Genomic DNA, 26,583 nt, shown 5'->3' with positions numbered 1-26,583 from the left:
CATATACATATGCAAACACGAAGGAATTTTCTAAAGACGGCGGCGTTAGCCTCCGCCGGTCTGGCCGTAAGCGGCGTTAATGCGATGTCCGGCCAAAGCTATAACAGAATTGTCGGTTCGTCACGAAAGATCAACATCGCCTATGTCGGCATCGGCAACAGAGGAGAACAGATCATCGGTGATTTTGAGAAAACAGGTATGGTAAATGTGGTAGCCCTGTGCGATATAGACATGGGAGCAAAACATACCCAAAAAGTAACGGCCAAATACCCGAAGGCAAAACAGTTTCAGGATTTCCGCCAGATGTTTGACAAAATGGGCAATCAGATAGAAGCTGTGGCCATAGCCACACCCGACCATTCGCATTTCCCTATCTGTATGATGGCTATGGCTTATGGTAAGCACGTATTTGTAGAGAAACCGATGGCCCGTACTTTTCTCGAGGCCGACCTGATGATGCAGGCAGCCCGTAAATACTCCAAAGTAGTGACACAGGTGGGTAATCAGGGACACTCCGAAGCCAACTACTTCCAGTTCAAGGCATGGCAGGATGCAGGTATCATCAAAGACATAACAGCCGTTGCTGCGCATATGAACAATCCCCGCCGCTGGCATACATGGGATGTGAACATGTATAAATATCCCGATGCAGAGCCTATACCTCCGACATTGGACTGGATCAACTGGAATTGTGCTGTTCCTTACCACGAATACAACAAGAAATACCATTACGGAGAATGGCGCAGTTGGTTCGACTATGGCATGGGAGCTATGGGAGACTGGGGTGCCCATATACTGGACACGGTACATGAATTTCTGGAACTGGGACTTCCATACGAAATCAACCCTGTGAAGCTGACAGGACATAACGACTTTTTCTATCCGATGTCTTCGACCATCCTGTTCAAATTCGGTCCCAGAGGAGAGATGCCGGCTTGCGATGTGACATGGTACGATGGGGTGGACAACCTGCCTCCATTGCCGGAAGGTTACGGAGAGTCTGCCATAGATCCGAATATACCTGCATCGAGTGTGGGAGAGATAAAGAAACAAAAGATCAATCCCGGCAAGATCATCTATGGTAAGGAGCTGACCTTCAAAGGGGCTTCACATGGCAGTACACTGTCTATTATACCCGAATCGAAAGCGAAGGAAATGGCTTCCAGACTACCCGAAGTACCCAAAAGCCCGTCCAATCATTTCGAGAACTTCCTGCTGGCCTGTCAGGGACTAGAGAAGACACGTTCACCATTCGAGATACACGGGCCACTTAGTCAGGTATTTTCTCTTGGTGTTATAGCTCAGCGCCTGAACAGGAAGCTTTATTTCGACAGCCGGACAAACCAGATAACCAACGATAAGTTTGCCAATGCAATGCTAGCCGGATTACCGCCAAGAAAAGGTTGGGAAGATTTCTATATAGTGTAATAATAAAAGTAATAAAATAAGATATAAAGAATTTTCAAGATGAAGAATAAAATAATATTGTTTGCGATAGCCTTATTCATTGGCGTGGGACTACAGGCTCAAGAAAAATGGGAGCCGCTGTTTAATGGCAAAAACCTAAAAGGCTGGAAGAAACTGAACGGAAAGGCTGATTATAAAATAGAGGATGGAGTTATAGTTGGAATTTCGAAAATGGGAACACCTAATACCTTCCTTTCTACCGAAAAAGATTATGGAGACTTTATTCTCGAATTCGATTTCAAAGTGGATGATGGGCTTAACTCCGGAGTACAGTTTCGTAGTCAGAGTTATAAAGAATATAAGGATGGACGGGTACATGGTTATCAGTTCGAGATAGATCCCTCTGCCCGAGCATGGTCAGGTGGAATATATGATGAGGCTAGAAGGGGATGGTTATATCCTATGACTGTTAATCCTGCATCACAGAATGCGTTCAAGAATGCGGTGTGGAATAAGGTTCGTATAGAAGCCATAGGTAAATCTGTTCGTACATGGCTAAATGGAGTCCCTTGTGCTGATATATGGGATGATATGACTTTGAGCGGTTTTATCGCACTCCAGGTACATTCTATTGGCAAAAAAGAGCTAGAGGGTAAAACTGTGAGTTGGAAAAATATCAATATTTGTACAACAGATGTTGAGAAGTATCAAACTCCTTCTTTGGTGAATGTACCTCAGGTGAACTGCATCATAAATACCATTTCTCCAAGAGAGACGGGAGAAGGCTGGAAACTCTTGTGGGATGGAAAAACCACTGACGGGTGGCGTGGGGCTAAACTAACTTCTTTTCCTGCTAAGGGTTGGGCTATAGAAGAAGGGATTCTGAAAGTAATGAAAAGCGGAGGAGGAGAATCTGCTAATGGAGGAGATATAGTAACTACCCGCAAATACAAGAATTTTATTATCAAAGTAGACTTCAAAATAACTGAAGGTGCTAATAGTGGAATTAAATACTTTGTATACACGGAGACAAACAAAGGAGCCGGTTCTTCTATCGGATGCGAATTTCAGATATTGGATGATGATAAACACCCTGATGCAAAACTGGGAGTGAAAGGTAACCGTAAGCTAGGCGCTTTATACGATCTGATACCTGCCCCGGACAATAAGCCTTTCAAAAAAGGTGAGTTTAATACGGCTATGGTAATAGTAAAAGATAATAAAGTAGAGCATTGGCTCAACGGAGTGAAACTGATAGAATACGAACGCAACAATCAGATGTGGAATGCACTGGTGGCATACAGTAAGTATGCGAATTGGCCTGATTTCGGAAATGCTACAGAAGGAAATATTCTTCTACAGGATCATGGTGATGAAGTGTGGTTCAAAAATATAAAAATCAAAGAACTACCATAAGTGATATTATAGTAAAAGCTCCGGATACAACCGGAGCTTTTGCTATTTGTTATTTAGTTTACTGTGTTTTATCCCATAGGTGAAATATATAATAAATCCAAGTATAGACCAGCCTATGAGCCTCGACCATGTACTCCAAGGAAGAGATAACATTTGTATAATACAGATGGCAGCTCCCAACAGAGGAATGAATGGAACCCAAGGGGTTTTAAATGGACGTTTCAAGTTGGGCTGAGTCTTTCTTAATACAACAATAGATATGCAGACAATTGTGAATGCCACGAGGGTACCTATAGAAACGAGTTCACTTAGTACATGCAAGGGGAATAGCCCTGCTATCAATGCAGTAATAACACAAGCGAAAATGGTTGCGTTATGAGGAACTCCATGTTTAGGATGTACTTTTGAGAAAGTTTTAGGTAGTAATCCATCTTTAGATATCGAATAATATATACGGGATTGTCCTAGCATCATAACTAATATAACACTGCTCAATCCGGCAATTGCACCCAGCTTAATAAATGGGCTCAACCAGGCTAAACCTGCACCAACACGGTCTATGGCAAGGGCAATAGGTGCATTTACATTCAATTCTTTATAATTTACTATACCGGTAAGCACTGTTGTAACCGAAATATATAGAAGTGCACATATCAGGAGGGAGATCAGAATCCCTTTAGGCATATCTTTCTGAGGGTTTTTTGCCTCTCCTGCGGCTGTAGATAGAGCATCGAATCCGAGATATGCGTAAAAAACTACTGCTGCTCCCCTAAATATACCACTCCATCCGTAATGACCAAACTCACCTGTGTTTTCAGGTATGTACGGCACAAGGTTGGAGGTGTCTATATAAGATAACCCAAAGCCGATGAATAATAAGATGACACTTACTTTTATAACCACTATTATATTGTTGACAAAGGCCGATTGCTTCACACCTCCTATAAGAAAAGAGGAGACGATAGCTACAATGAAAACGGCAGGAAAGTTTATCATACGTCCTGTCCATACCCAGCTACCATCCTTTAGGTGATCGAATGTTGCTCCTGATATTTGATCGGGAAAATTGATTCCCCATCCATCCAGCAGGCTTAGCATATATCCGGACCATCCTACAGCAACGCTAGAGCATGCAAAAAGGTATTCGAGAATAAGAATCCATCCTACGAACCAAGCTAGGACTTCACCCATTGTAGTGTAACTGTAGGAATATACACCGCCCGAAACAGGGATCATTGCAGCAAATTCGGCATAACATAATCCTGCCATAACGCATCCTAGTGCCGAAATAACAAAGGAAATAGTTAGTGCGGGACCTGCATACATGGCCGCAGCTTGTCCAGTGATAACAAAAATTCCGGTGCCAACGATGGCTCCAATGCCTAGAGTTATAAGATTTGTTGCAGACAGACTTCTTTTCAGTCCACTGGTTGAAGAGTCGGGTTCGTTAAGGATTACAGATATGTCTTTCTTCTTAAATAGTTTATCGAGCATAAATTAAAATTTATGCAAAAGTAAGTAAATTGTAATAGATAGCTAATTTTTTGAGATTTATTAAACAAAAAATAGTATGAGTCTTAACTTTGTGTATTTTTACTACCTTTAATTCATTCTTTATGTTGTATATATTATAATCTTGCTTAACAGAAAAAGATTAATCGGATTATGATGTTTTACAGATGTAACTGTAGCTACTGATAGGTAAAAAATAAAACAAAAGATAGAAAAGGCTTGTTTTATTAAAATAGATGAGGAGGAACAGATATGACAAAGATTAAACTAAAAAGAGTGTATGAAGAAGTGATGCCTGACGATGGATTTCGGGTTTTCGTAGATAAGTTGTGGCCAAGAGGAATGAAGAAGGAGTATATGCATTATGATTTATGGGCAAAGGATATAACCCCATCTCCCGAATTGAGGAAATGGTTTCATCAAAACGTAGAAGCTAACTGGGATAGTTTTGTTGCTTTATACAATAAGGAACTTAGTGAGTCTGATGCTATGAAAAGGTTTATAGATACAATAAAGAATCGTCAGACTGTTACACTCTTATATGCTTCTAAAGAGCTGGAGCATAATCATGCTATTATACTGAAAAATTATATTGAACAGATTTTAAACAAAAGCTAAATAGATGAAAATAACAATTATAGGTGCCGGCAATATGGGTGGGGCAATAGCTTCAGGATTAGTTGTTAGCGGTAGTGTAGAACCTCAGAATATTACAGTGATAGATCATAGAGGTGAAAATGTTCCAAGGCTGAAGGCTGTAAGCGATAGTCTGAATATAGTGGTAGATGATTACACTTCTTTGTCTAATGCTGACGTTGTTATAATAGCAGTAAAGCCATGGAATGTTGAAAATGTATTGAAAACGCATAATTCTTCACTGTCAAATTCCGATCAACTAATAGTATCTGTGGCTGCTGTGGTTACTCTTGCTCAGCTTCAGCAATGGACATCCCCGAACAAGCCTGTTTTCAGAGTAGTACCTAATACTGCAATTGCTGTTCGGCAAAGTATGACTTATATAGCTTCACAACAGGCTGATAAGAATCAACAAAATCAGGTGTTTCGTATATTTTCCCTATTGGGTAAAGCTGAGTTTGTAGAGGAAAAGATGATTCCGGCCATTACTTCTCTTACTTCTTGCGGTATCGCCTTTGCTTTTCGTTATATAAGAGCTTCTATGGAAGGTGGTATAGAAATGGGAGTATATCCAGCACAGGCGAAAAAGGCTGTGTTGCAAACTCTGCGGGGCGCAATAGAGTTGTTAGAAGCTACGGGCGATCATCCCGAAGCTGAAATAGATAAGGTAACCACAGCGGGAGGTATTACCATTAAAGGATTGAATGAGATGGAGCATGCTGGGTTTACTTCTTCTGTAATAAAAGGATTGAAAGCTAGTAATATTAAATGAAAAACCTAAGTATCGATAGGTTAATATATCATATTACTTTATAAATTATTATAGTATTATTGCTAATAAAAAATAAAATCAGACACAGTGATTTCAGTTATATATATTATCTTTACATATTCGTAATATGCGCACTTATTGTTGCTAAATGCATATTACAACCAAGCTGATTGTTTAATATTACTGATTATTGACTACAGAAATATCTGTCGGCTTGTCTAAGAAAGAAGAAAGAAAAACTATATATAATGATTTACAAATGGAATTACGAAGACCTAACAACCCAGCAAAAAGAGCAGAGAGATGAGCTTGCTAAGAAATTAGGCGTTAGTCCTGTTCTTTGCCAGCTCTTGATACAGAGAGGAATATATTCAGTAGAAGAAGCTAACAAATTCTTTCATCCGAGTCTGAAAGATTTACACGATCCCTTCTTGCTACCTGATATGGATAAGGCTATCAAAAGAATAGAAAAAGCTCTGGGGCAAAAGGAACGTATATTAATATACGGAGACTATGATGTAGATGGCACTACAGCTGTTGCATTAGTCTATAAATTTTTGAGGAAATTTACTACTAATCTCGATTATTATATTCCCGATCGTTACGATGAAGGCTATGGTATATCAGAGCAAGGAATTGATTATGCCGAAGAAACCGGAGTGAAGCTGATTATTGCTTTAGATTGTGGTATCAAGGCTGTAGAAAAAGTAGCATATGCAAAGAGTAAAGGAATAGACTTTGTTATTGGAGATCATCATATGCCCGATGATATTCTTCCCGATGCTGTTGCGGTCATAGATGCTAAACGTGTAGATTCGACGTATCCTTACGAACACCTTTCAGGTTGTGGAGTTGGCTTCAAATTAGTGCAGGCATTAGCTCAAAATAATAAAATAGACTTTTCAGAATTGACAGATTTACTTGATCTGGTGGCAGTGAGTGTGGCTTCCGATATTGTTCCCATTACGGGAGAGAATCGGGTTTTAACCTACTTTGGGCTGAAACAAATAAATTCTAATCCCAGTCTGGGGCTTAAGGGAATCATCGAAATTTGCGGGCTGACTTATAAAAGCATTACTGTCAATGATATTATCTTCAAGATAGGTCCACGGATAAATGCTTCGGGGCGTATGATGAAAGGTAAAGAAGCTGTTGATTTGCTCTTAGCTAGCACCATTGAAGACTCCCGCGAGAAAAGCGCAAATATTGATCATTATAACGATAATCGCCGCGAATTAGACAAGCGGATAACAGATGAGGCTATCCTTTTCATAGACGAAACAGTGGATATGAAAAAGAAAAAGAGTATTGTTATCTATAATGAAAATTGGCATAAAGGTGTTATTGGTATTGTGGCATCCCGCCTTACCGAAAAATATTTACGCCCAGCTGTTGTGCTGACCAAATCTCATGGGTTAATAACAGGCTCGGCTCGTTCTGTCATGGGATTTGATGTCTATAAAGCTATAGAAGCATGTAAAGATATATTGGAGAATTTTGGTGGGCATACCTATGCTGCAGGTCTTTCTTTGAAAGAGGAAAATCTCGCAGAATTTAAACGCCGTTTCGATGAAATGTCTGTGGAAAAGATAGCTCCGGAAATGATGCGTCCTCAGATATTGATAGATGCCGAACTTAAATTCAAAGATATAAATAGCACTTTTATAGAAGACCTGAAAAGCTTCGCCCCCTTTGGCCCTGAAAATCTGAATCCTATATTCGTTTCGTGCAACGTTATGGATTATGGAACAAGTAAACTTGTAGGAAAAGATAATGTTCATCTCAAATTGGAGATGATAGATGATTCTTGTGCAACGCCAGTTAACGGTATAGCCTTTCGACAAGGAGACAGTTTTGATAAAGTGAAAAGTGGAGAGCCATTTGATATTTGTTACACTCTGGAAGAGAATGTGCATAATGGAAAGATAAATATACAGTTGTATGTAAAAGATATAGATACAGGCCAATTAGTGTAATTAGAATATTATAAAACTATGAGCTTATGAGAAACTTATTACCCGTATTTATTGTTTTGTTTATTTTCTCAGCCTGTGGCAATAAGTCTAAGGCTATGGAAGATAGTAAAGGTAAAGATTCTTTACAAATGGAACAGACAGAGTATATCAAGTCGGATATTTACGAGACAAACAAAGGTAGTTTGGCTGTGACACTTGTCGGACATGGTTCTCTTATCTTCGATTATGCAGGAAAGATTATTCATGTTGATCCGTATTCCCAAGTAGCAGATTACTCGAGATTACTAAAGGCTGATCTTATTATTCTTACTCACGAGCATGCCGATCATTTAGATACTGTAGCGATTAATGCTGTAAGAAAGTCTGATACTCATTTTATTGTATCTAAAGTTTGTAATGAGATTCTTGGATATGGAGATGTAGTAAAAAATGGAGACAAAACCGCGTGGAGTGATATTGCAATAGATGTTGTTCCGGCATACAATATTGTCAACAAAAAGCCTGACGGAGAGGCGTATCATCCTAAAGGCCGGGGCAATGGGTATATCTTTACATTTGGAGATAAAAGAATATATGTAGCTGGCGATACGGAAAACATTCCTGAAATGGATAGTTTGAAAGGTAAAATAGATATTGCTTTTATGCCTAAAAATCTGCCTTATACAATGAATGATGAAATGTTTGTAGATGCAGTAAAAAAGGTGCAGCCAAAAGTGCTGTATCCATATCATATGTCGGAATTCGATCAGGAAAAAATTGGTAATGCTTTGAAGGAAGTGAATACTAAAATAGAAATCCGTCCAATGAAGAACTGATTATTATATATTAATATCTTCACGTGCCAATGTGCCAATGTATTTATTATTTTTAATCATTGGCATATTGGCTCGCTTTTTATATTGGCTCATTTAAATCGTTAAATGGATATCTATCACAAAATACTCAAACAATACTGGGGTTACAGCGACTTTCGTCCGTTGCAAGAGGATATTATACATTCCATAAGTAATGGAAAAGACACCTTGGGGCTGATGCCTACAGGAGGAGGTAAATCGTTGACTTTTCAGGTGCCTGCAATGACGATGGAGGGTATTTGTATCGTTGTTACACCTCTTATTGCCTTGATGAAGGACCAGGTGGACAATCTTCGGGAGAGAAATATTAAGGCTTTGGCTGTCTATTCGGGTATGACCCGACAGGAAATTATAACCACGTTGGAAAATGCTATTTTCGGCGATTTCAAATTCTTATATGTATCTCCCGAGAGACTTGCTACTCAGCTTTTTTTGAGTAAGCTTAAGGATATGAAAGTTTGTTTGCTGGTGGTAGACGAATCTCATTGTATATCGCAATGGGGCTACGATTTTCGTCCTTCCTATCTTAAGATAGCTGATATCAGACAGTATTTACCCAATGTTCCCGTATTAGCTCTTACAGCCACAGCAACGCAAAATGTGATTGAAGATATCCAGGAACGACTCGGGTTTAAAGAGAAAAATGTTTTCAGGAAAAGCTTTGAAAGGAAAAATCTGAGCTATATTGTCCGTACTACAGAGAATAAACCTGAAGAGTTAATTAAACTGCTTAGAAAAGTAAAAGGAACAGCAATAGTGTATGTTCGTAGCCGTCAGCGTACGAAGGAAATCTCTGATTTACTTGTTCAGAACGGTCTTTCTTCCGATTTCTATCATGCAGGGCTTAGTAGTGCCGATAAAATAAAAAAGCAAAACGCATGGAAGTGTAACGATGTGCGGATTATTGTATGTACTAATGCTTTTGGCATGGGGATAGATAAGCCTGATGTAAGGTTAGTTGTTCATACGGACTTGCCCAATTCCATAGAGGAGTATTTTCAGGAAGCAGGGCGGGGCGGGCGTGACGAAAAGAAGTCTTATGCTGTTATACTATATGAAAAAAATGATGGTACTAAACTGAAAAAACGAATTAGAGACGAATTTCCCGATAGAGAATTCATTTCTACTGTTTATGATAGCCTTGCATATTTTTTTCAGGTTGCCGAAGGTTTTGGACTTAGTATGATTTTCGATTTCAATATCCGTCAATTTTGTGCAACGTATAAATTTCCGCTTTTACCTACACATAATGCTCTTAAGATACTCGATCTGGCAGGCTATATAGAGTACACAGATGAGGTTGACAACAAGTCGAGGCTTATTTTTTCTATCTACAGAGACGAATTATATCATTACAATTTCGATAAAGATATAGAGCTGCTTGTAAATACAATACTGAGGCTTTATACAGGTTTGTTTACGAACTATACTACTATCGACGAAGCTGAGATTGCACAAAGGGTTGGTAAAACAAGAAAAGAAGTATACGAGAGCCTTAAAGTATTGTCTAAGCGTAATATTATAGATTATATTCCTCACAAGAAAACACCTTTGATCGCATATGCTCGTCCTCGCGTAGAGAGTAAGTTCTTAACAATCCCTCAAGTGGTTAACGAAGATCGAAAAGATCGTTTCGAAAAGCGTATCGGAGCAATGAATCATTACGCCGAACAAATAGAACGCTGTCGCAGTCAGATATTACTTTCTTATTTTGGAGAAAATGAAACAGAAGAATGTGGACAATGTGATGTTTGTCTGGCGAAGAGAGATGCAGGAATTACAAATGAAAAATATAAACGATTGGCGTCTTCTATAAAAGAACTATTGGCAACAGGAGAACTCTCTTTAAGTAGTGTTGTAAATGCATTACCTGATCATAGTTCGAAAGATATAACGTATGTAATCAGATTCTTAGCCGACCGGAATGAAGTTAGCCTTAACTTGGACAAGATAAAGCTTCTTTAGCTCACATTTCGTTTACGGTTGCCCCCTATTAGATGTACAGAGGGAAGCACAACTCCTACAGGATAATTTATTTTTAGAACTCAATATCTGAAATATATCTAAAATATTATTGTTTAGATAGTTTTTTGTTAAAGGAAAACACAATTATATTATCTTTGCATCATTATCATTCATATTGAAATATGGACATTTTTTTATCAATATTAGTTACTTTATTATTTGTCTTTTTTAATGGTTTTTTTGTGGCGGCCGAGTTCGCCATTGTAAAAGTAAGATCTTCTCAATTAGAATTACGTGCTCAGGGCGGAAGCCGTACAGCAGTACTATCTAAGCATATTGTTACTCACTTAGACTCCTACCTTGCTGCAACTCAGTTTGGTATCACTCTTTCCAGCCTTGCTTTAGGGTGGATTGGAGAACCTGTGGTATCGAAAATTATCAAAGAATTGATTGCTGTATTTAGTATCACATTGGAACCTAGTACTTTGTCATTTATTTCTTTGGCTACAGCATTTATTATAATAACTATCCTTCATATCGTATTAGGTGAATTGGCACCTAAATCCCTAGCCATACAGCGTTCGGAACAAACAACTCTTGCTGTTGCCTATCCGCTTCATGCATTCTATTGGGTTTGTCGGCCTGCTATATGGTTGCTCAATGGTATCGCAAACCTTGTTCTCAAAGCAGTGGGATTGCATACTGTTTCTGAACAAGAGGCTTATAGTAGCGATGAGTTACGTTATCTGGTCGATCAGGCTAAAGAAAGCGGACGGGTAGATGAAACCGAGTTCGATATAATACAAAATGCTTTCGATTTTTCGGAACGTACCGCTCGTCAGGTAATGGTTCCTCGTACGCAAGTCGTGTCTATTGACGTGAATGACTATAATGAACAGACTCTGGAGTTTGTTATAGAAGAAGGTTATTCTCGTATCCCATGCTACGAAGATAGTATAGACAATACAATCGGAGTAGTTCACCTCAAAGATATTCTGAAAAAGATGCGTGTAAGCGGCACTGTCGACATACGCTCTATTGTACGTCCTGTATCGTTTACTCCTGAAACCAAGCGCATAGGGCAATTATTGAAAGAATTTCAGGTAAAACATCAGCAAATAGCCGTAGTGCTGAATGAGTACGGTGGGGTAGAAGGTGTTATTACGATGGAAGATATTCTGGAAGAGCTTGTTGGCGAAATACAGGATGAATATGACAATGAGATCCCTTTTGTAGAACAAACAGGAGAATATACATATTCGGTAATTGCCACCGCAGCCATTTCTGATATTAATGACGAACTTCCTCACTCTATTGATAAAGACAAGCAGTATGATAGCCTTGCCGGTTATCTGATAGATAAATTTGGACGAATTCCAAATACCCACGATAAACTTGAAGCTGAAGGATATCAGTTTACCGTATTGAAGAAGAATAAGACATCTATTGTAGTTGTTCAGCTCAAAGATTTGATAAGGAAAGAGGAATCGGAAGAATCGGAACAGCCAAAAACTACTCAAATTTGAGAAACTTGTAATGGACTTTAAACTTCAATATACCGATAGCCATTCGAAGGCTAGAGCAGGAATAATAACAACAGATCATGGACAGATAGAAACTCCCATCTTTATGCCTGTTGGCACACAAGGGGCGGTGAAGGCTGTACATATGACAGAGCTGGAAAACGATATAAAAGCTCAGATTATATTAGGAAACACTTATCATTTATACTTACGTCCCGGGCTTGATATTTTGAAGCAGGCAGGAGGACTTCACAAGTTTAACGGTTGGAGCAAACCCATATTGACCGATAGTGGAGGTTTTCAGGTATTTTCGTTAGCTGAAAACAGAAAGTTGACTGAAGAAGGAGCCATATTTCGCTCTCATATAGACGGCTCGAAACACTTCTTTACTCCTGAATCTGTAATGGATATTCAGCGGGTAATAGGAGCCGATATTATTATGGCTTTTGATGAGTGTACTCCCGGTGATGCGGATTATAATTATGCGAAAAAGTCATTGGATCTCACCGAGAGGTGGCTCGACCGTTGCTTAACCCGCTTCAATGAAACGGAGTGTGAGTATGGATATAAACAGACTCTTTTTCCTATAGTACAAGGTTGTGTATATTCCGATTTGCGTAAGCGTGCAGCAGAAAACGTGGCATCGAAGGGTGCAGACGGAAATGCAATCGGCGGTTTAGCGGTCGGCGAACCCACTGAAAAGATGTATGAAATGATAGAGGTGGTGAATGAAATATTGCCTCAGGACAAACCTCGTTATCTGATGGGGGTTGGCACTCCTGCTAATTTGCTAGAAGCAATAGAAAGAGGGGTGGATATGTTCGACTGCATTATGCCTACACGTAATGGGCGCAACGGCCAAATCTTCACACGTGATGGCATAATGAATATGCGAAATAAGAAATGGGCGAACGATTTTTCTCCTGTGGAAGAGAATGGCGCGTCTATTGTTGATTCTTTATATACAAAAGCATATCTTCGTCATTTGTTTATTACAAATGAGATATTGGCGTTGCAGATAGCTTCTATTCACAATTTGGCATTTTACTTGTGGTTGGTAAAGGAAGCCCGTCGACATATTATTGCCGGTGATTTTACTAAATGGAAGAAATCTGTTATTGAAAATGTATCGCGAAGAATATAATTGTATAAGCTAATAGGAAGCAGATGAAATTATTATCAATACTGGATAGGTATATTATTAAAAAGTTTTTGGGAACTTACGTGTTTTCCATTATGCTTATTATATCTATTGCTGTAGTATTTGATATTAACGAGAAGCTAGATAAATTTCTTGATAAGAAGGCTCCTTTGAGTGCTATTGTCTTCGAGTATTATCTCAATTTTATTCCTTATTATACTAATCTGTTCAGCGCTCTCTTTGTGTTTATAGCTGTTATCTTCTTTACATCTAAACTTGCTGATAATTCTGAGATCATAGCTATGCTATCTAACGGAATGAGTTTTAAGCGGCTGATGAAGCCATATATGATATCAGCGGGAATAGTGGCTCTGTTTTCATTTGTTCTAAGTAGCTTCATAATACCTCCGGCAAATGTAACCCGTATCAATTTTCAAAACAAATATGTAAAAGATAAGAGTGTAGAATATGCTACAAGAGTTCATTTACAGGTAGATAAGGGTGTTATTCTCTTTATGGAGAGTTTCGACAATAAAACAAAAAAAGGGACGAATGTATCTCTTGATAGCTTCGATGGTAAAGAACTAAAATCGAGACTTCTTGCATCTCGCATCGAATATGATAGTGCATATCATTGGACGTTGAATAACTATTCAATACGTGAATTTCAAGGAATGAAAGAGGTTATAACTGCCGGAACGAAACTGGATACAACTATTAATGTAGTGCCGAGCGACTTCCTTGTTTCAGTAAACGACTTTGAACAAATGACTACTCCTCAGCTTTATAAGTATATTCAGCGACAAAAAGAGAAGGGGTTGTCAAATGTTGGAGATGTCAGTATTACTCAATTTGAGATAGAGTATCACAAACGTTTTGCATCTATTTTCTCAGCATTTATCCTTACTATAATAGGTGCGTCTCTTTCTGCTCGTAAAATAAAAGGAGGGATGGGACTTAATATTGGTATTGGTTTGTTGCTCAGCGTATCATATATCTTATTTCAAACCGTAAGTTCTTCATTTGCCGTGTCAGGCACTATGTCGCCTATGCTTGCGGTATGGGTACCTAACATTGTGTTTATCTTTATTGCTGCTTATTTATACACAAAAGCACCAAACTAAAAGCTACCAACCAAAGGCTTCTTCTTTCATCCATTTGCCTTGAACTTTCATCACCTGCTCTATTACATCGCGGGCAACACCATGTCCCCCTTTGCAATGAGATATGTATTTTGCTATCGCTCTTATTTCGTGTGCTGCATCCGCAGGGGCTACAGATAAACCAACCGACTGCATAACGTGATAGTCGGGCAGGTCGTCTCCGGCATACATTATTTCGTCAGGCTTGAACCCTGTCTTTTGGATATAATCGTTGAAATCAGTAATTTTTATTCTCGACTTCATATAAATATCTTTTATGCCCAGACGAGCAAATCTTAGGCGTACAGCTTCTGTGTCTCCTCCTGTTATAATGGCAACGCCATAGCCGTGTCTTACAGCCAGGTTTATAGCATATCCGTCTTTTATATTTACCATTCGCATGGGTTCTCCTTCGGGCGACAAGGGGATAGAATCGGGTGATAATACTCCGTCCACATCGAATATAAATGATTTTATCTTGTTTAGGTCGTAATTAATTGTACTCATAAAGTTTTTATTTGGACATTCTGTGTATATTCTCACTCAGGAGTTTATATATTTCTTTGATCTTGTCGTCTTCTATCAGATGTAAATGCTTTTCTATTACATTTTCGTCATAGCGAAGTGCCGGGCCTGTTTGAGCCTCCTGAGGTGACATGGTATGCACCTTTTTCGCAGTTTCGTTTATCAGAGGTAGTAAGACTTCGAAAGGCAGATTGATTTTATCTAAAAATGTTTTTGAAATAGAATACATATGATTGACAAAGTTGCATGCAAAAACTCCTGCAAGATGTAACAGTTTTCTCTCATCAGAGACTAATGTATCTACCTTGTCAGACAATTGTTGGGCAATATCTCTTATTATACTTAAACTATGACTGTCAGAAGCTTCTATGAAAATGGGGATATCTGTCCAATCTATTGTTTTATTTTTACTAAAGGTTTGGAATGGATATAATACACCATAGTGAGATGTGTAGTTTGACAAAACATCTAGGGAAATACTTCCGGCAGTATGAACCCATAGTCCGGAGTTAGATGGTATTTGCGATGCTACTCCTTCCAGAACAGAGTCTTTAAGCGAAAATATATAAAGGTCGGCGTCTGCCGAAACAAGCGGAAGGTCTGTTACCGGCTCAGCATTTACTTCTTTTGCTAGTGCTGTAGCAGCCTCTGTAGTACGGCTATATATCTGTACGATGTCGAACGATTTTAGGAATAGAGCTTTAGCCAGATTGGTAGCTACATTTCCCGCACCTATAAATACTACTTTCATCAGTCTTTCCTTTTAGATGTTAGTACCATTGCTACACCGGCAATAATTAACCCTAATGGCACGATTAGATTTGAATAATTACTCATCCAACCGAAAAACAGATCGGCATTTAATAATATACCAATTCCCAGAAATATCCAGCCTAACACTTTTTTTGGCTGGGTGCATAAAAATACAACGCCCCCAATCAGGAAAAATACACCGACACTTATCAGTTTTTCAGCATAAGGTATCTTGTCTAAAAATCCTATTTTATCTAATAAGAATAATATTCCAAAAATTAAGATAGTGATGCCATACGAAAGGCGATCATTTGATTTATTTGATGTAGAGGCCATAAATTAATCTGTTAATTGATTTATATTAAACTTGCCTATATGAATTTTCTCCCACTGTAATTTTTCTTCATCAAAAGGAGATCTTTCCTGTGCCTTATGTCCGAATGCAATTACAGACAATACTTGTAGTTGTAAGGGAATATCTAATAATAGTCTTACATATTCTTCCGAAGGGGTATCTTCTGCAGTATAACGCTCCCGTACCTGTACCCAACAACTACCTAGTCCGAGGTCTTCGGCTTGCAATTGCATCATGATGGAAGCTATAGAAGAATCTTCTATCCATACATCGCTGGATAGAGGATCTGCCAGTACGACAACAGCTAAAGCACAACCTGCAATAAGTTTACTGCTCGATTTTTTGCAATAAGATAATTTCTCTAATATTTCTTTATCTTCTACTAATACGAATTGCCATGGATTTGTACTTTTTGAAGATGGTGACATTAATGCGGCTTTTAGAATAGATTCTACATCCTCCGGGCTGATTGGCTCTTCTGTGAATTTTCTTATACTGCGGCGTTTTTTTATTAGTTCGTGGAAATTACTCATTATGAAGTTGTATTAGCGTCTTGTTAGATTTTCAATTTCTTTTTCTAGTTCCGATACTTCTTTAACCCCTTCTGTACTGCTCATCCGCAGTAGTATATTCAGGGTTTGCATAACCAGCTTAAGGTCTAAAGCCAGAGTATAGCCATTTATATATAGAAGATCATATTTCAATTTGTCTTTTACCGAAGTATTGTATTTTCCCTGTACCTGAGCCAAACCGGTTAGCCCTGCTTTAACCCTGTGGCGTAGGTTATATTCGGGCATCTCTTTGTTGAATTGTTCTACAAAAAAAGGCCGTTCGGGACGGGGACCGACAATACTCATATCTCCTATAAGTATATTGTAAACCTGAGGTATTTCGTCGAGGCGTGTAGCTCTGAGGATGCGTCCGATCTTGGTTATACGTTTGTCTACTTCGGTAGCCAGAACAGGGCCGGACATGGCTTCTGCATTTTTTACCATAGTCCTGAACTTATATATCTTGAAAACTTTATTGTCGCGGGTAACTCTTTCTTGTACATAAAACGCAGAGCCTCCACCTATCTTCAATATCAGATAAATAATGACGATAGGAATAATGAACACTACAAAAGCAATACTAGCTAATACTACGTCTACAATTCGTTTTATGGTCTCACTACCAGGTGATAATCCAAGTTCTCTTACATCCAATACGGGAGAGTCGTCTATTTGCAAGAAGTTAGCGTTGAATTGAAGTATTTCAGAATTCTTGGGCTGATAAAGAACAGTATAGTCTCTTTCTACACAGTAGAAAAGAATACTTTGTTTGTCTATCTCGTTTACGTCTTCGGTAAGAAAAGTTATATCTGAGTCGTCTATCAGTTCGTACATTTTCGGATAATCGGGTGCACACACATGCTTTATATGAGACCACATACCTCTCGATTCTAATAGTTTATAGGCAAGTGCCTGAGCCGATTTTTCATATCCAATAACCAATACAGACTTTCCTTTATTGACTTTGAAATAGGAACGGTTTGCAATCAGGTGTAAAAGAGTGATTGCCAATATCTGAATGCTGGAGCTTAGTAAAAGTATACTGCGGGGAAAGGCAAATTCTCGGAAGAAGAAGCTTATGGCCATCGTTATAAATAATAACGAGCCTATTGTAAGTATTACGGTATAAGCATTCCCAAAGAAAGAGAAGTCTTTGGGTTTATCCAGTTCAAAAATATGTTCGAGTAGGATAAAGCTTATGATTATATATGGTAATATAGCCCAATAAGACTGGTAGTTGATCCAGAAATTATCGAGAGAATCCTTTAGTATGTAAAAAGAAAGTATATATGCCCCATGTATTAGAAGTAAGTCTAATATAGGCATTGTTATTTTAAATGCTTTGTAGCCAAATATCCTCCCTAAGAATTTACTCATATCGTAATGTATTTATAAAAGTTTTGCAGAGGAGGTGTTTCTATTTCTTTTTACCTTTTGCTTTGGTTTTAGTTTTGCTTCCGGCTTTGGTATCGGTTTCTGTTACTATTTGCATAGCAGCCTCATGATCCAAACTTTCCGGAGCTGTACCTTTCGGTATTTTATAATTACTTTTTTTATAGGCTATATATGGACCATATCTCCCATTCAGTATTTGCAAGTCTGTATCTTCTGAAAATATTTTGATGACTTTTTCCGCATCCTTTTTTCGTTTGTCTTCTATCAAAGGAACTGCATCTTCAATACTTACTTCATAAGGATCGTATCCTTTAGGTAGAGATATGAACTTTCCGTCGTGCTTGATGTAAGGGCCAAATCGACCTGTACCCACACTCACATCCTTATCTTCATATTCGCCTATCGAACGGGGTAGTTCGAATAACTTCAACGCCTCTTCGAGTGTGATAGTAGCTATGGACTGTGTTTTCTGAAGTCCCGAAAATTTAGGCTTTTCTTCTTCTTCCTGTGTGCCTATTTGCACCATTGGACCGAATCGTCCGATTTTAACAGAAACCTGTCGTCCTGATTTAGGATCTACTCCCAAGATGCGTTCCCCTATCTTGTGATCGGTTTGCATATTCGTTGCCGACTCTACAACGGGATGGAATACTTTGTAAAATTTATCAATGAGCTTTGTCCAGTTTTCTTCACCTTCGGCAACCTGGTCAAATTCTTTTTCTACATTTGCTGTAAAGTTATAATCGAGTATTCCCGGAAAGTATTCTGTAAGAAAATCGTTTACTACCATACCTGTATCGGTAGGGATCAATTTTCCTTTGTCAGTACCTGTTATTTCTGTTTTTTCGGTGTCTGAGATTTTATCTTTTTTCAGGATAAGGACATTGTATTTGCGCTCGGTACCTTCAATATTCGATTTTTCTACATATTCACGATTCTGGATAGTAGAGATGGTCGGTGCATAGGTTGAGGGACGGCCTATCCCCAATTCTTCCAGTTTTCGAACCAAAGCAGCCTCACTGTAGCGGCTCGGGCGTTGAGTAAACCGTTCCATAGCAGTCACTTCCTGCATATCCATTGCCTCTTTTATCTTAACGGCAGGCAACAGGCTTGTCTCACTGTCTATGTTTTCCTCGTCCGTTCCTTCCAGATAAACATGTAAGAATCCGTCAAACTTAATAACTTCTCCTACTGCAGAGAATTTGAGATTTGTATTATTGGATATGCCTATTGTAATGGTAGTTTTTTCTAATTCAGCATCAGCCATTTGCGAAGCAATAGTCCTTTTCCATATAAGGTCGTACAGCTTTTTCTCTTGTGCGGTTCCCGATACAGTATGCTCAGACATATAAGTAGGGCGGATGGCCTCATGCGCCTCTTGTGCTCCTTTGCTCTTAGTAGAGAACTGACGTACTTTCGAATATTGTTTTCCGTATATAGTTTCTATCTCACTTTTAGTTGTGTTTATAGCTAAGCCGGACAGATTTACGGAGTCGGTACGCATGTATGTGATTTTTCCTGATTCGTATAGCTTTTGGGCTACCATCATCGTTAATGATACGGGAAAACCTAATTTGCGTGACGCCTCTTGCTGAAGGGTAGAAGTGGTGAACGGTGCAGCCGGTGATTTTTTCATTGGCTTTGTTTCCACATCTTCGACAGTGAAATTGGCTTCTTTCAATTTCTCGAGAAAATCAAGGGCTTCCTGCTTACTTTTTAGCCTTTTGTTGAGCTCTGTTTTTATTTCAGAAACATTTCCATTCTCTTTTTTTGAGAAAATAGCCGTAATTCTATAGGATGCTTCTGTCTGGAATGCTTGTATTTCGCGTTCGCGCTCTACAATGAGCCTTACGGCTACAGACTGTACACGTCCTGCCGATAGTGCCGGTTTTACTTTACGCCACAATACGGGCGATAGCTCAAATCCGACAATACGATCGAGCACTCTTCTTGCCTGTTGCGCATCTACGAGGTTCACGTCTATTTTACGAGGATTCTCTATTGCATGAAGTATTGCGTCTTTTGTGATTTCATGAAATGCAATTCTTCTCGTCTTTTTTTCGTCCAACTTTAAGGTCTTATACAAATGCCACGATATGGCTTCTCCCTCACGGTCTTCATCGGAAGCCAACCAAACTATATCTGCTTCTTTAGCTGCTTTCTTAAGCTCGTCTACAACCTTTTTTTTGTCGCTCGGTATTTCGTATATCGGTGTATAGTCATTCTCCAGATCTATTCCCAAATCCTTTTTCTTCAGATCTCTGATATGTCCATAGCTGGACATTACCTTGAAATCTTTTCCAAGAAACTTTTCTATTGTTTTGGCTTTTGCCGGAGACTCGACTATGACTAAATTTTTATGCATATATGTAAGGCTTATCTTTAAGCATCTGTACTAATTTCTTATAATCGGTACGGATAAAAGTTTTTTATTGAACCGCAAAAGTAGTCATTTTGTTTTGAAAAATCAGAATAAAAACTTTTATAACCTATTTGTTTATATATATATTAATGTGTATTTTAACTAAAAACCCCAGAAATGGCTGTTTCTATAGTTTTGAATTTTTCTTTTGATAACACTCGGTAACACTAAATAGCAGAACGAAAACATACTTGTTCTTGTATTATCCTTAGTTTTGCTTTTGAAAAATAATGCAAATCAACTATCTAAATTCTGTTTTATGCAAGACATGAGAGTCAGCTATGCTATTTTCTAGACTTTATCTATAAAGAAAATCTCTTTTAAGAAATAGTGTTAAAAGTAACAAGTAAAAAACGATTGAGAAGTGTAACTTTCGTTACTTTTTAGTTAAAGTTACTCCACTTCGAGACACACAAAGAGAATCTTTCTTAGAGACTAAGTCTTCGGTTTGCATAAATAATTTAAGAGCAACTATGAAAGCAAAATTATTGGTATTTTTTATTTTTATTTCATCTTTTGTTTATTCACAAAGCTATTCTTTGTCCGGTATTATTATGGATGAATCTAATCAGCCTGTTGCGGCCGCCACTTGTATTCTTAGAAGCGTACAGGATAGTTTGTCTATGAAAACCGTAATTTCGGGAGATGGGGGGAGTATCCTGTTTTCCAACTTATCGACAGGAAATTATATATTGACTATACGGCATATGGTATATGAAACAGAGAGCCATACTGTAGCAATTGATAATACTAATTTGGAACTGCCACCTTTCATCTTAAGGTCTTTGGATAAGAGCCTGAACGAAATTGTTATAAAGGGCGAAAGACCGATTGTTAAGGCAAAAGAAGGAAAACTAATCTACGATGCACCTCTGTTGATAAAAGACAAAGCCGTGTCTAACGCTTTCGAAGCTTTACATAATGTGCCGGGGATAATGGGGATGGGTGATAATATTCAGTTGGTAGGAGCTTCAAAGTTTACAATTCTTATTAATGGACAAAAAACAAGTCTGAGTACGGAACAGCTTATTAATTTACTGAAATCTACACCTCCTTCGCGAGTAGCAAATATAGAGGTGATGTATAGTGCTCCTCCTCAATATAATGTAAGGGGTGCAGCTATAAATGTAATCTTCAATGAGCAAATAATCGGTTTGTCAGCGCTGCAAGGCGAGGGTACATTAGAGTACAGACAGGCTTTCTATGAAGGTTATAGTGCCCGAGGAAATTTACTTTATGCAAAATCAGCTTTTAGTAGTGACTTAACCGTTGGAGTGTATAAATCCAGAAACCTGTGGAGCAACGATATGTTTGCTATACATAAGTTTGCTGGTCATAAATATGATATATCTCAAAAAAACAGATCGACTATAGAGAATAAAAAGATAAATGTTCGGTTCGGTTTAGGATATTCTTTGAAAAATAAGGATAAAATAAGTGCCGTTTATACAAATGATTTAGAGGATTCGAAAAATAACCCTGTTTCTTATACTATCTTTTTGAAAGATGCTGATCCTTATGTAGATATAAGATCGCAGAGCGATAAAAAAGCAAATGATTATTTGCATAATATAAAGCTGGAATATAATTCTCATAAAGACTTCCTCTTTGGATTGGACTATACATATTATCGGGATCCTTCGACAGATAAGTATTATGATTATTTGTCCGATAATACCTTACAGTCGTCTTTCAAAGCCGAAACGGAACAGAAAATAAACAAAATAATTCTCTTTGCCAATCATTCTGTTACACTGAAAGAAGCATGGAAGATTAATTATGGCGCTAATTTTTCGATGTCAAAGAATGACAATAAGTACGACTATTATAAAAATCCGGATAGTTTTACCATCGACTCAATAAGTGATACCAGACAAAAGGAATATTCAGCTTCGTTGTTTGTCGGAGTCTCTAAATCGTTTGGTGAAAAACTGTCTACTCAACTTTCTGTATCTGCTAATTACTACAAAGCATTGGTGGATAAGATGGGCGAAAAGAGGACTCTTTGGAACGATTTTGAACCATTTGTAAATGCTAATGTCACTTATACTTGCAACCCTAAAAGAATTGTCCAATTTTCTTTCTCGTCAGATATAAATTATCCCCCTTATTGGGCTTTGAGTGGTGATGTGTCGAAAATAAATATATATTCATCAGTTAAGGGCAATCCTGAATTGAAGTTTTCGAGAGAATATGAAACTCAGCTGCTATTTATTGCCAATCAGAAATATGTGAGTGGGATATTTTATAAGTACATTCCCGATCATTATATTCAGTTGCCTTATCAGTCGCAAGAAAAACTTGAAAATATGTTTCAAATGGTCAATCTTGATTATAGTAAACAATACGGCGTGTTTTTTATTATACCTTTCAAGGTGGAGAAGGTATGGGATACAAAGGGTACATTAACTTTTTTGCGGCAAGAACAGAAAGATGATAACTTTTACGATACTCCTTATCAGCGTAGCATGAATTCCTTTGTCGTGCAAATGAATAATACTTTCAATATTTCATCTAAACCTAATATTAAATTGGAATTGTCAGGTTTTTATATGTATGGGGCTATACAGGGTATATATGATATTGGTAGAATGTGGAATGTGAATGGCGGTGCAAAATGGACGTTTATGGATAATAAGGCAGAGCTTGTATTTAAGATAGAAGATGTATTTAAGAGTGGAAAGCAGACAACAACAATCAATTATATGGATCAGTATAGTACTATGTACATAAAGCCTGATGCTCCATTGTGTAAACTGGCATTTACTTACCGTTTCGGTAATTATAAGAAGCCTAAGACGGAGAGCGTCGATACCTCCAGATTTGGAAGATAAACTACTTTTCTTTATACAAATATTATTTTGGTTCAGCACTCCGAAGAGGAGTCTTTGGCGTGCTGTTCTTTATTGGAAAAGGACTATATTTGTATTTTCTTTATAAAAATGTTTACAGAAAAGACCTTTCCAAAATATTGGTATCATATAATAGCGATAGTTACAGTTGCTGTGTGGGGTACTACCTTCGTTTCTACTAAAGTTCTTATCCAAAAAGGGCTTTCGCCTGCCGAAATCTTGCTTTATCGGTTTACTCTTGCTTATGCAGGTATTTGGTTGTTGGGACGAAGAAAGCTACTGTCGAAATCGATTAAAGACGAACTGATGTTTGTCGCTGCCGGACTTTGTGGAGGTTCACTATATTTTATCTTCGAGAATACAGCTTTAGAGATAACTCTGGCCTCTAATGTGTCTCTGATAATATGCACCTCTCCTATATTTACGGCATTTTTGTCTTTCTTAATATACAGGAAAGAGAAGTTGAAATCGCATCTGATATTAGGTTCGTTTATGGCTTTGTTAGGTGTGGCTTTGGTTGTTTTCAATGGGAGTTTTATTCTTCAGATAAGTCCTTTAGGCGATATTCTTACTATTCTTTCTGCTCTTTCGTGGGCTTTCTATGGTATCATTCTTCGCCAGCTCAATGGGAGTTACTCCATTCTGTTTATTACACGAAAAGTGTTCTTTTACGGAATTGTCACTTTACTGCCATTCATCTTTCTAAGCCCATCGGTTACAATTACTCCGTCTTTGTTGACTCAACCAGTGATATTGGTTAATATCCTCTTTTTAGGATTGATTGCATCGTTGCTCTGTTTTGTTATGTGGAATAGTGCGGTGAAAGAACTAGGTGTGGTGCAAACCTCTAATTATATCTATTTTGTTCCTTTGGTGACTTTGCTCACTTCGGCGATTATAATAGATGAACAGATAACGATAGTTGCTCTACTTGGTTCTGTATTTATACTATTTGGGGTGTATGTGGCAGAAAAAGGCTTTCATTTTGGATTGCGAAAGCAGAGGTCTTAGAATATCATTTTGTATCCTATTCCTCTTATGTTTATAATTTGAATGCGCTGATCCTCTGATAGCTTTTTACGGAGTTTAACGATGAATACATGCAGACTTCGTGTATTAAAAAAACTGTCATCACCCCATAGTTCCAAGAGGATGGCTTTGTTCTCAACAATATTGTTCTGATTGGCGCACAATCGTTCCAATATGACAGCTTCTCGGTGTGAAAGAGTCTCTGTTTTTGATGGGTGGGTAAGTTGTTGCTGTAGGGAGTCGAACGAGTAACTTCCTATTTGATATACTTTGTTTAGGGCGACTTCCGATTGAACTCTGTTCAATAAAGATTTGATGCGTATAATCAGCTCTTCCATACCAAATGGCTTCTTCAGATAGTCATTGCCACCTATCTCAAAGCCTTGTACTACATCCTCTGTTTTCGATTTTGCACTTAAGAATAGGATAGGAGTTTGTTTATCGCTTTGGCGAATGAGTTGAGCCATAGAGAAGCCATCTAGTTTTGGCATCATTATATCGGCCACTACTATGTCGGGCTTCTTCTTATGGAATAACTCTAAGCCTTCGTTGCCATTAACGGCACAGGTTACATGGAATTCTCTCTTTTCGAGTGCATCTTTTACTATCATAGCTAATGCTGGCTCGTCTTCTACAAGTAATACTTCTATCTTCATGCAATTCGTATTTTAAAGCAGGTGCCTTCTCCTTCTGTACTTTCTACCTCTATGTTCCATCCATGTTTTTCTACTATAGTTTTTACATACGACAGACCAAGACCATATCCTTTTACATTGTGAATATTTCCTGTGGAGACTCTGTAAAACTTATCGAAAACCTTGTCTAATGCTCCTTTGGGAATACCTATTCCGTTGTCGGCAATACTTACATATGTATAATTTCCTGATTTGTATGCCGAAATTTTGACAACGACACTGTCGTCTGAATATTTTATAGCGTTCTCTATTAGATTACTTATTACATTGGAGAAGTGTAGGTTGTCTCCCTCTATGCTAAGATTGTCTGGTTCTATACTTATGTCAAATATTGTAGGCTTGGATGGTGTCAGCAGGAATTTGCTCTTTTGCTCTTCAAATATATCAGACAAACGGATGTTGGTCAAAGATAGTTTCAAATTCTTCCTTTCCTCTACAGACATTGTGAGTATTTGTTCTACCAAGCTGTTGAGATACATGAGTTGTTCTTTGGATATATCCAGATACTTATTTCTTGTATCGGGGTTATCTGCAAGCCCAAAGTTTTGTAAAGCATCTACTGCTGCATAAGTAACAGATATAGGCGTTTTTAATTCATGAGTCATATTGCTGATGAAGTCGCTTTTTATTTCATCTATATTCTTCTGTCTCAGTATTGTCTTCAATAGATATATGTAAGATATTATTAGAAGTATGATCATTAAGCCGGAGACTGTAACAAGCCCCCACATCTCTTTCAGAATGTACCATCTAGGTGATTCTATGTATATGTGATATTCTTTTGACTTGTCTTCTGCAAAAGGAAAGCTATATAACTGGTATTTATCTTTATCTATCTTACCCAGATTCTTGGGAAGTCTCATAAGTACTGAATCTGTAACTATATCAACATGTTCTAAAAAATATGGAATATAGATGTCTGATAAAGACAGCTCGCTGTGAAGCAAACTGTCGAATCGTTGAAAATTGATTGGTTTTAGCGAGTCTATGGTTCTGTGAAAACCCTGCTGTACTGAAACTTTCATCGAATTTGCATCGTTCCATATTTTAGTACCATCATCCTTGGTACTTTCTATTCTGACTACAACATCGGGCATTATGAATTCCTGAACACTCATTATTCCATTTGTGTTTTGTCTTGGAATACTATCTAAGTCTAGTAGTCTGTGAATGTCAATGATTCGCATAGCTATTTCTTTAAAATCTGCATTGCTTATCGCATTCTTCACAGCGATATCCATCTTCTGATATTGTTCGTTATGAAAATTGACAAGCCAATAGATCTGATATATACATACAAGTATAAGCAGACTGAGTATTGTGCCTGATATAAGCTTAAAGCGAAATTTCATATCCGGAGTATTTTCGTTTTATTATAACAGCAAAAATAAGGAATCGAAACCTTAAATGAAATAGTGATAACACTCTATAACAAAACTTATTTTTCTTGTATATAAAGAGTTTGTGTTGTACCTTTGTAATCCCTTAATTAATCAATAATACCGGAAATAACAGGATGTTATTATTAAGTCAACATAGAGATTGTGTCTATATTGGCAACAGAGTACGGTATTGCCTTCCTCTATTGCATAATTCATCCTTTATCTGCGGTGAAATTTTATAAATAATAACTATGGATTCTTATAAAGATTTTAAAGGCAA

The 26,583-nt window shown here is 37.9% G+C and carries 21 protein-coding genes; 12 read left to right on the top strand and 9 right to left on the bottom strand.

What is annotated here, in order from left to right:
* Positions 1 to 9 precede the first annotated feature (9 nt).
* Together BGC7_RS02760 and BGC7_RS02755 are read left to right on the top strand one after the other, a co-directional pair.
* Positions 10 to 1,428, top strand: coding sequence for a Gfo/Idh/MocA family oxidoreductase (locus BGC7_RS02760; protein WP_050700044.1), 1,419 nt, complete (start codon positions 10 to 12; stop codon positions 1,426 to 1,428).
* Between the two features lie 39 nt (positions 1,429 to 1,467).
* Positions 1,468 to 2,823: a 3-keto-disaccharide hydrolase gene (locus BGC7_RS02755; RefSeq protein ID WP_050700043.1), complete on the top strand. Its 1,356-nt coding sequence runs from the start codon at positions 1,468 to 1,470 to the stop codon at positions 2,821 to 2,823.
* Positions 2,824 to 2,865: 42 nt separating this feature from the next.
* Here BGC7_RS02755 and BGC7_RS02750 read toward each other — a convergent pair whose 3' ends face one another.
* On the bottom strand, positions 2,866 to 4,317 hold the full coding sequence (locus BGC7_RS02750; RefSeq protein WP_050700042.1) for an amino acid permease: 1,452 nt from the start codon (positions 4,315 to 4,317) through the stop codon (positions 2,866 to 2,868).
* Positions 4,318 to 4,587: 270 nt separating this feature from the next.
* Here BGC7_RS02750 and BGC7_RS02745 point away from each other — a divergent pair, with 270 nt between their 5' ends.
* The 8 genes from BGC7_RS02745 (at position 4,588) to BGC7_RS02710 (ending at position 14,326) form a co-directional block, all read left to right on the top strand.
* Complete coding sequence (locus BGC7_RS02745) at positions 4,588 to 4,953, top strand: DUF488 domain-containing protein (protein WP_050700041.1); 366 nt, start codon at positions 4,588 to 4,590, stop codon at positions 4,951 to 4,953.
* Positions 4,954 to 4,957: 4 nt separating this feature from the next.
* Positions 4,958 to 5,743 (top strand): pyrroline-5-carboxylate reductase, encoded by a 786-nt coding sequence (proC, locus tag BGC7_RS02740; protein WP_050700040.1) that lies wholly within the window; start codon positions 4,958 to 4,960, stop codon positions 5,741 to 5,743.
* A 248-nt stretch (positions 5,744 to 5,991) separates the two neighbouring features.
* Entirely contained in the window at positions 5,992 to 7,719 is a 1,728-nt protein-coding gene (recJ, locus tag BGC7_RS02735) for a single-stranded-DNA-specific exonuclease RecJ (protein ID WP_050700039.1), read from the top strand.
* A 26-nt stretch (positions 7,720 to 7,745) separates the two neighbouring features.
* A complete protein-coding gene (locus BGC7_RS02730) occupies positions 7,746 to 8,534 on the top strand; it encodes an MBL fold metallo-hydrolase (protein ID WP_050700038.1) in 789 nt (262 codons plus the stop codon).
* Between the two features lie 105 nt (positions 8,535 to 8,639).
* Positions 8,640 to 10,538 carry a RecQ family ATP-dependent DNA helicase gene (locus BGC7_RS02725; RefSeq protein ID WP_050700037.1) on the top strand — a complete coding sequence of 633 codons (1,899 nt, stop codon included), beginning with the start codon at positions 8,640 to 8,642 and terminating at the stop codon, positions 10,536 to 10,538.
* Positions 10,539 to 10,720: 182 nt separating this feature from the next.
* Positions 10,721 to 12,064: a hemolysin family protein gene (locus tag BGC7_RS02720; RefSeq protein ID WP_050700036.1), complete on the top strand. Its 1,344-nt coding sequence runs from the start codon at positions 10,721 to 10,723 to the stop codon at positions 12,062 to 12,064.
* Between the two features lie 10 nt (positions 12,065 to 12,074).
* Positions 12,075 to 13,205, top strand: a complete 1,131-nt coding sequence (gene tgt, locus BGC7_RS02715; protein ID WP_050700035.1) for a tRNA guanosine(34) transglycosylase Tgt — start codon at positions 12,075 to 12,077, stop codon at positions 13,203 to 13,205.
* A 23-nt stretch (positions 13,206 to 13,228) separates the two neighbouring features.
* The gene (locus BGC7_RS02710; protein WP_050700034.1) at positions 13,229 to 14,326 is read left to right on the top strand and encodes an LptF/LptG family permease; all 1,098 of its coding nucleotides are present in this window, start codon (positions 13,229 to 13,231) and stop codon (positions 14,324 to 14,326) included.
* 3 nt (positions 14,327 to 14,329) lie between these two features.
* Here the strand turns inward: BGC7_RS02710 and BGC7_RS02705 are convergent, their stop codons facing one another.
* Genes BGC7_RS02705 through topA form a run of 6 tightly spaced genes read right to left on the bottom strand, consistent with a single transcriptional unit; the run spans position 14,330 to position 20,288 of the window.
* Positions 14,330 to 14,851, bottom strand: a complete 522-nt coding sequence (locus BGC7_RS02705; RefSeq protein WP_050700033.1) for a KdsC family phosphatase — start codon at positions 14,849 to 14,851, stop codon at positions 14,330 to 14,332.
* Positions 14,852 to 14,858: 7 nt separating this feature from the next.
* Positions 14,859 to 15,620: a Rossmann-like and DUF2520 domain-containing protein gene (locus BGC7_RS02700; RefSeq protein ID WP_050700032.1), complete on the bottom strand. Its 762-nt coding sequence runs from the start codon at positions 15,618 to 15,620 to the stop codon at positions 14,859 to 14,861.
* Complete coding sequence (locus tag BGC7_RS02695; RefSeq protein WP_050700031.1) at positions 15,620 to 15,958, bottom strand: LiaF transmembrane domain-containing protein; 339 nt, start codon at positions 15,956 to 15,958, stop codon at positions 15,620 to 15,622. The genes BGC7_RS02700 and BGC7_RS02695 overlap by 1 nt, the downstream gene beginning before the upstream one ends.
* 3 nt (positions 15,959 to 15,961) lie before the next feature.
* Entirely contained in the window at positions 15,962 to 16,510 is a 549-nt protein-coding gene (locus BGC7_RS02690) for a nitroreductase family protein (RefSeq protein WP_050700030.1), read from the bottom strand.
* A gap of 12 nt (positions 16,511 to 16,522) precedes the next feature.
* Positions 16,523 to 17,905, bottom strand: a complete 1,383-nt coding sequence (locus BGC7_RS02685) for a sugar transferase (RefSeq protein WP_050700029.1) — start codon at positions 17,903 to 17,905, stop codon at positions 16,523 to 16,525.
* Positions 17,906 to 17,945: 40 nt separating this feature from the next.
* A complete protein-coding gene (topA, locus tag BGC7_RS02680) occupies positions 17,946 to 20,288 on the bottom strand; it encodes a type I DNA topoisomerase (protein WP_050700028.1) in 2,343 nt (780 codons plus the stop codon).
* A gap of 530 nt (positions 20,289 to 20,818) precedes the next feature.
* On the opposite strand from topA, the gene BGC7_RS02675 reads away from it, so the two are divergent.
* A complete protein-coding gene (locus tag BGC7_RS02675) occupies positions 20,819 to 23,179 on the top strand; it encodes an outer membrane beta-barrel family protein (RefSeq protein ID WP_050700027.1) in 2,361 nt (786 codons plus the stop codon).
* Positions 23,180 to 23,287: 108 nt separating this feature from the next.
* On the top strand, positions 23,288 to 24,208 hold the full coding sequence (locus tag BGC7_RS02670; RefSeq protein WP_050700026.1) for a DMT family transporter: 921 nt from the start codon (positions 23,288 to 23,290) through the stop codon (positions 24,206 to 24,208).
* Here BGC7_RS02670 and BGC7_RS02665 read toward each other — a convergent pair.
* On the bottom strand, positions 24,205 to 24,882 hold the full coding sequence (locus BGC7_RS02665) for a response regulator transcription factor (protein WP_050700025.1): 678 nt from the start codon (positions 24,880 to 24,882) through the stop codon (positions 24,205 to 24,207). The two genes, BGC7_RS02670 and BGC7_RS02665, sit on opposite strands and share 4 nt — an antisense overlap.
* Positions 24,879 to 26,273, bottom strand: a complete 1,395-nt coding sequence (locus tag BGC7_RS02660) for a sensor histidine kinase (protein WP_050700024.1) — start codon at positions 26,271 to 26,273, stop codon at positions 24,879 to 24,881. The genes BGC7_RS02665 and BGC7_RS02660 overlap by 4 nt, the downstream gene beginning before the upstream one ends.
* Positions 26,274 to 26,583: the final 310 nt, after the last annotated feature.

The sequence above is a fragment of the Dysgonomonas sp. BGC7 genome, assembly GCF_001261735.1.
Lineage (GTDB): Bacteria > Bacteroidota > Bacteroidia > Bacteroidales > Dysgonomonadaceae > Dysgonomonas.
The sequence above is the reverse complement of the archived record's forward strand: the minus strand, read 5'-3'. Positions and strand labels throughout refer to the sequence as shown.

Coding starts and splice junctions, on each gene's coding strand:
- BGC7_RS02760 (WP_050700044.1), top strand. CDS start 10: ATGCAAACACGAAGGAATTTTCTAAAGACGGCGGCGTTAGCCTCCGCC.
- BGC7_RS02755 (WP_050700043.1), top strand. CDS start 1,468: ATGAAGAATAAAATAATATTGTTTGCGATAGCCTTATTCATTGGCGTG.
- BGC7_RS02750 (WP_050700042.1), bottom strand. CDS start 4,317: ATGCTCGATAAACTATTTAAGAAGAAAGACATATCTGTAATCCTTAAC.
- BGC7_RS02745 (WP_050700041.1), top strand. CDS start 4,588: ATGACAAAGATTAAACTAAAAAGAGTGTATGAAGAAGTGATGCCTGAC.
- proC (WP_050700040.1), top strand. CDS start 4,958: ATGAAAATAACAATTATAGGTGCCGGCAATATGGGTGGGGCAATAGCT.
- recJ (WP_050700039.1), top strand. CDS start 5,992: ATGATTTACAAATGGAATTACGAAGACCTAACAACCCAGCAAAAAGAG.
- BGC7_RS02730 (WP_050700038.1), top strand. CDS start 7,746: ATGAGAAACTTATTACCCGTATTTATTGTTTTGTTTATTTTCTCAGCC.
- BGC7_RS02725 (WP_050700037.1), top strand. CDS start 8,640: ATGGATATCTATCACAAAATACTCAAACAATACTGGGGTTACAGCGAC.
- BGC7_RS02720 (WP_050700036.1), top strand. CDS start 10,721: ATGGACATTTTTTTATCAATATTAGTTACTTTATTATTTGTCTTTTTT.
- tgt (WP_050700035.1), top strand. CDS start 12,075: ATGGACTTTAAACTTCAATATACCGATAGCCATTCGAAGGCTAGAGCA.
- BGC7_RS02710 (WP_050700034.1), top strand. CDS start 13,229: ATGAAATTATTATCAATACTGGATAGGTATATTATTAAAAAGTTTTTG.
- BGC7_RS02705 (WP_050700033.1), bottom strand. CDS start 14,851: ATGAGTACAATTAATTACGACCTAAACAAGATAAAATCATTTATATTC.
- BGC7_RS02700 (WP_050700032.1), bottom strand. CDS start 15,620: ATGAAAGTAGTATTTATAGGTGCGGGAAATGTAGCTACCAATCTGGCT.
- BGC7_RS02695 (WP_050700031.1), bottom strand. CDS start 15,958: ATGGCCTCTACATCAAATAAATCAAATGATCGCCTTTCGTATGGCATC.
- BGC7_RS02690 (WP_050700030.1), bottom strand. CDS start 16,510: ATGAGTAATTTCCACGAACTAATAAAAAAACGCCGCAGTATAAGAAAA.
- BGC7_RS02685 (WP_050700029.1), bottom strand. CDS start 17,905: ATGAGTAAATTCTTAGGGAGGATATTTGGCTACAAAGCATTTAAAATA.
- topA (WP_050700028.1), bottom strand. CDS start 20,288: ATGCATAAAAATTTAGTCATAGTCGAGTCTCCGGCAAAAGCCAAAACA.
- BGC7_RS02675 (WP_050700027.1), top strand. CDS start 20,819: ATGAAAGCAAAATTATTGGTATTTTTTATTTTTATTTCATCTTTTGTT.
- BGC7_RS02670 (WP_050700026.1), top strand. CDS start 23,288: ATGTTTACAGAAAAGACCTTTCCAAAATATTGGTATCATATAATAGCG.
- BGC7_RS02665 (WP_050700025.1), bottom strand. CDS start 24,882: ATGAAGATAGAAGTATTACTTGTAGAAGACGAGCCAGCATTAGCTATG.
- BGC7_RS02660 (WP_050700024.1), bottom strand. CDS start 26,273: ATGAAATTTCGCTTTAAGCTTATATCAGGCACAATACTCAGTCTGCTT.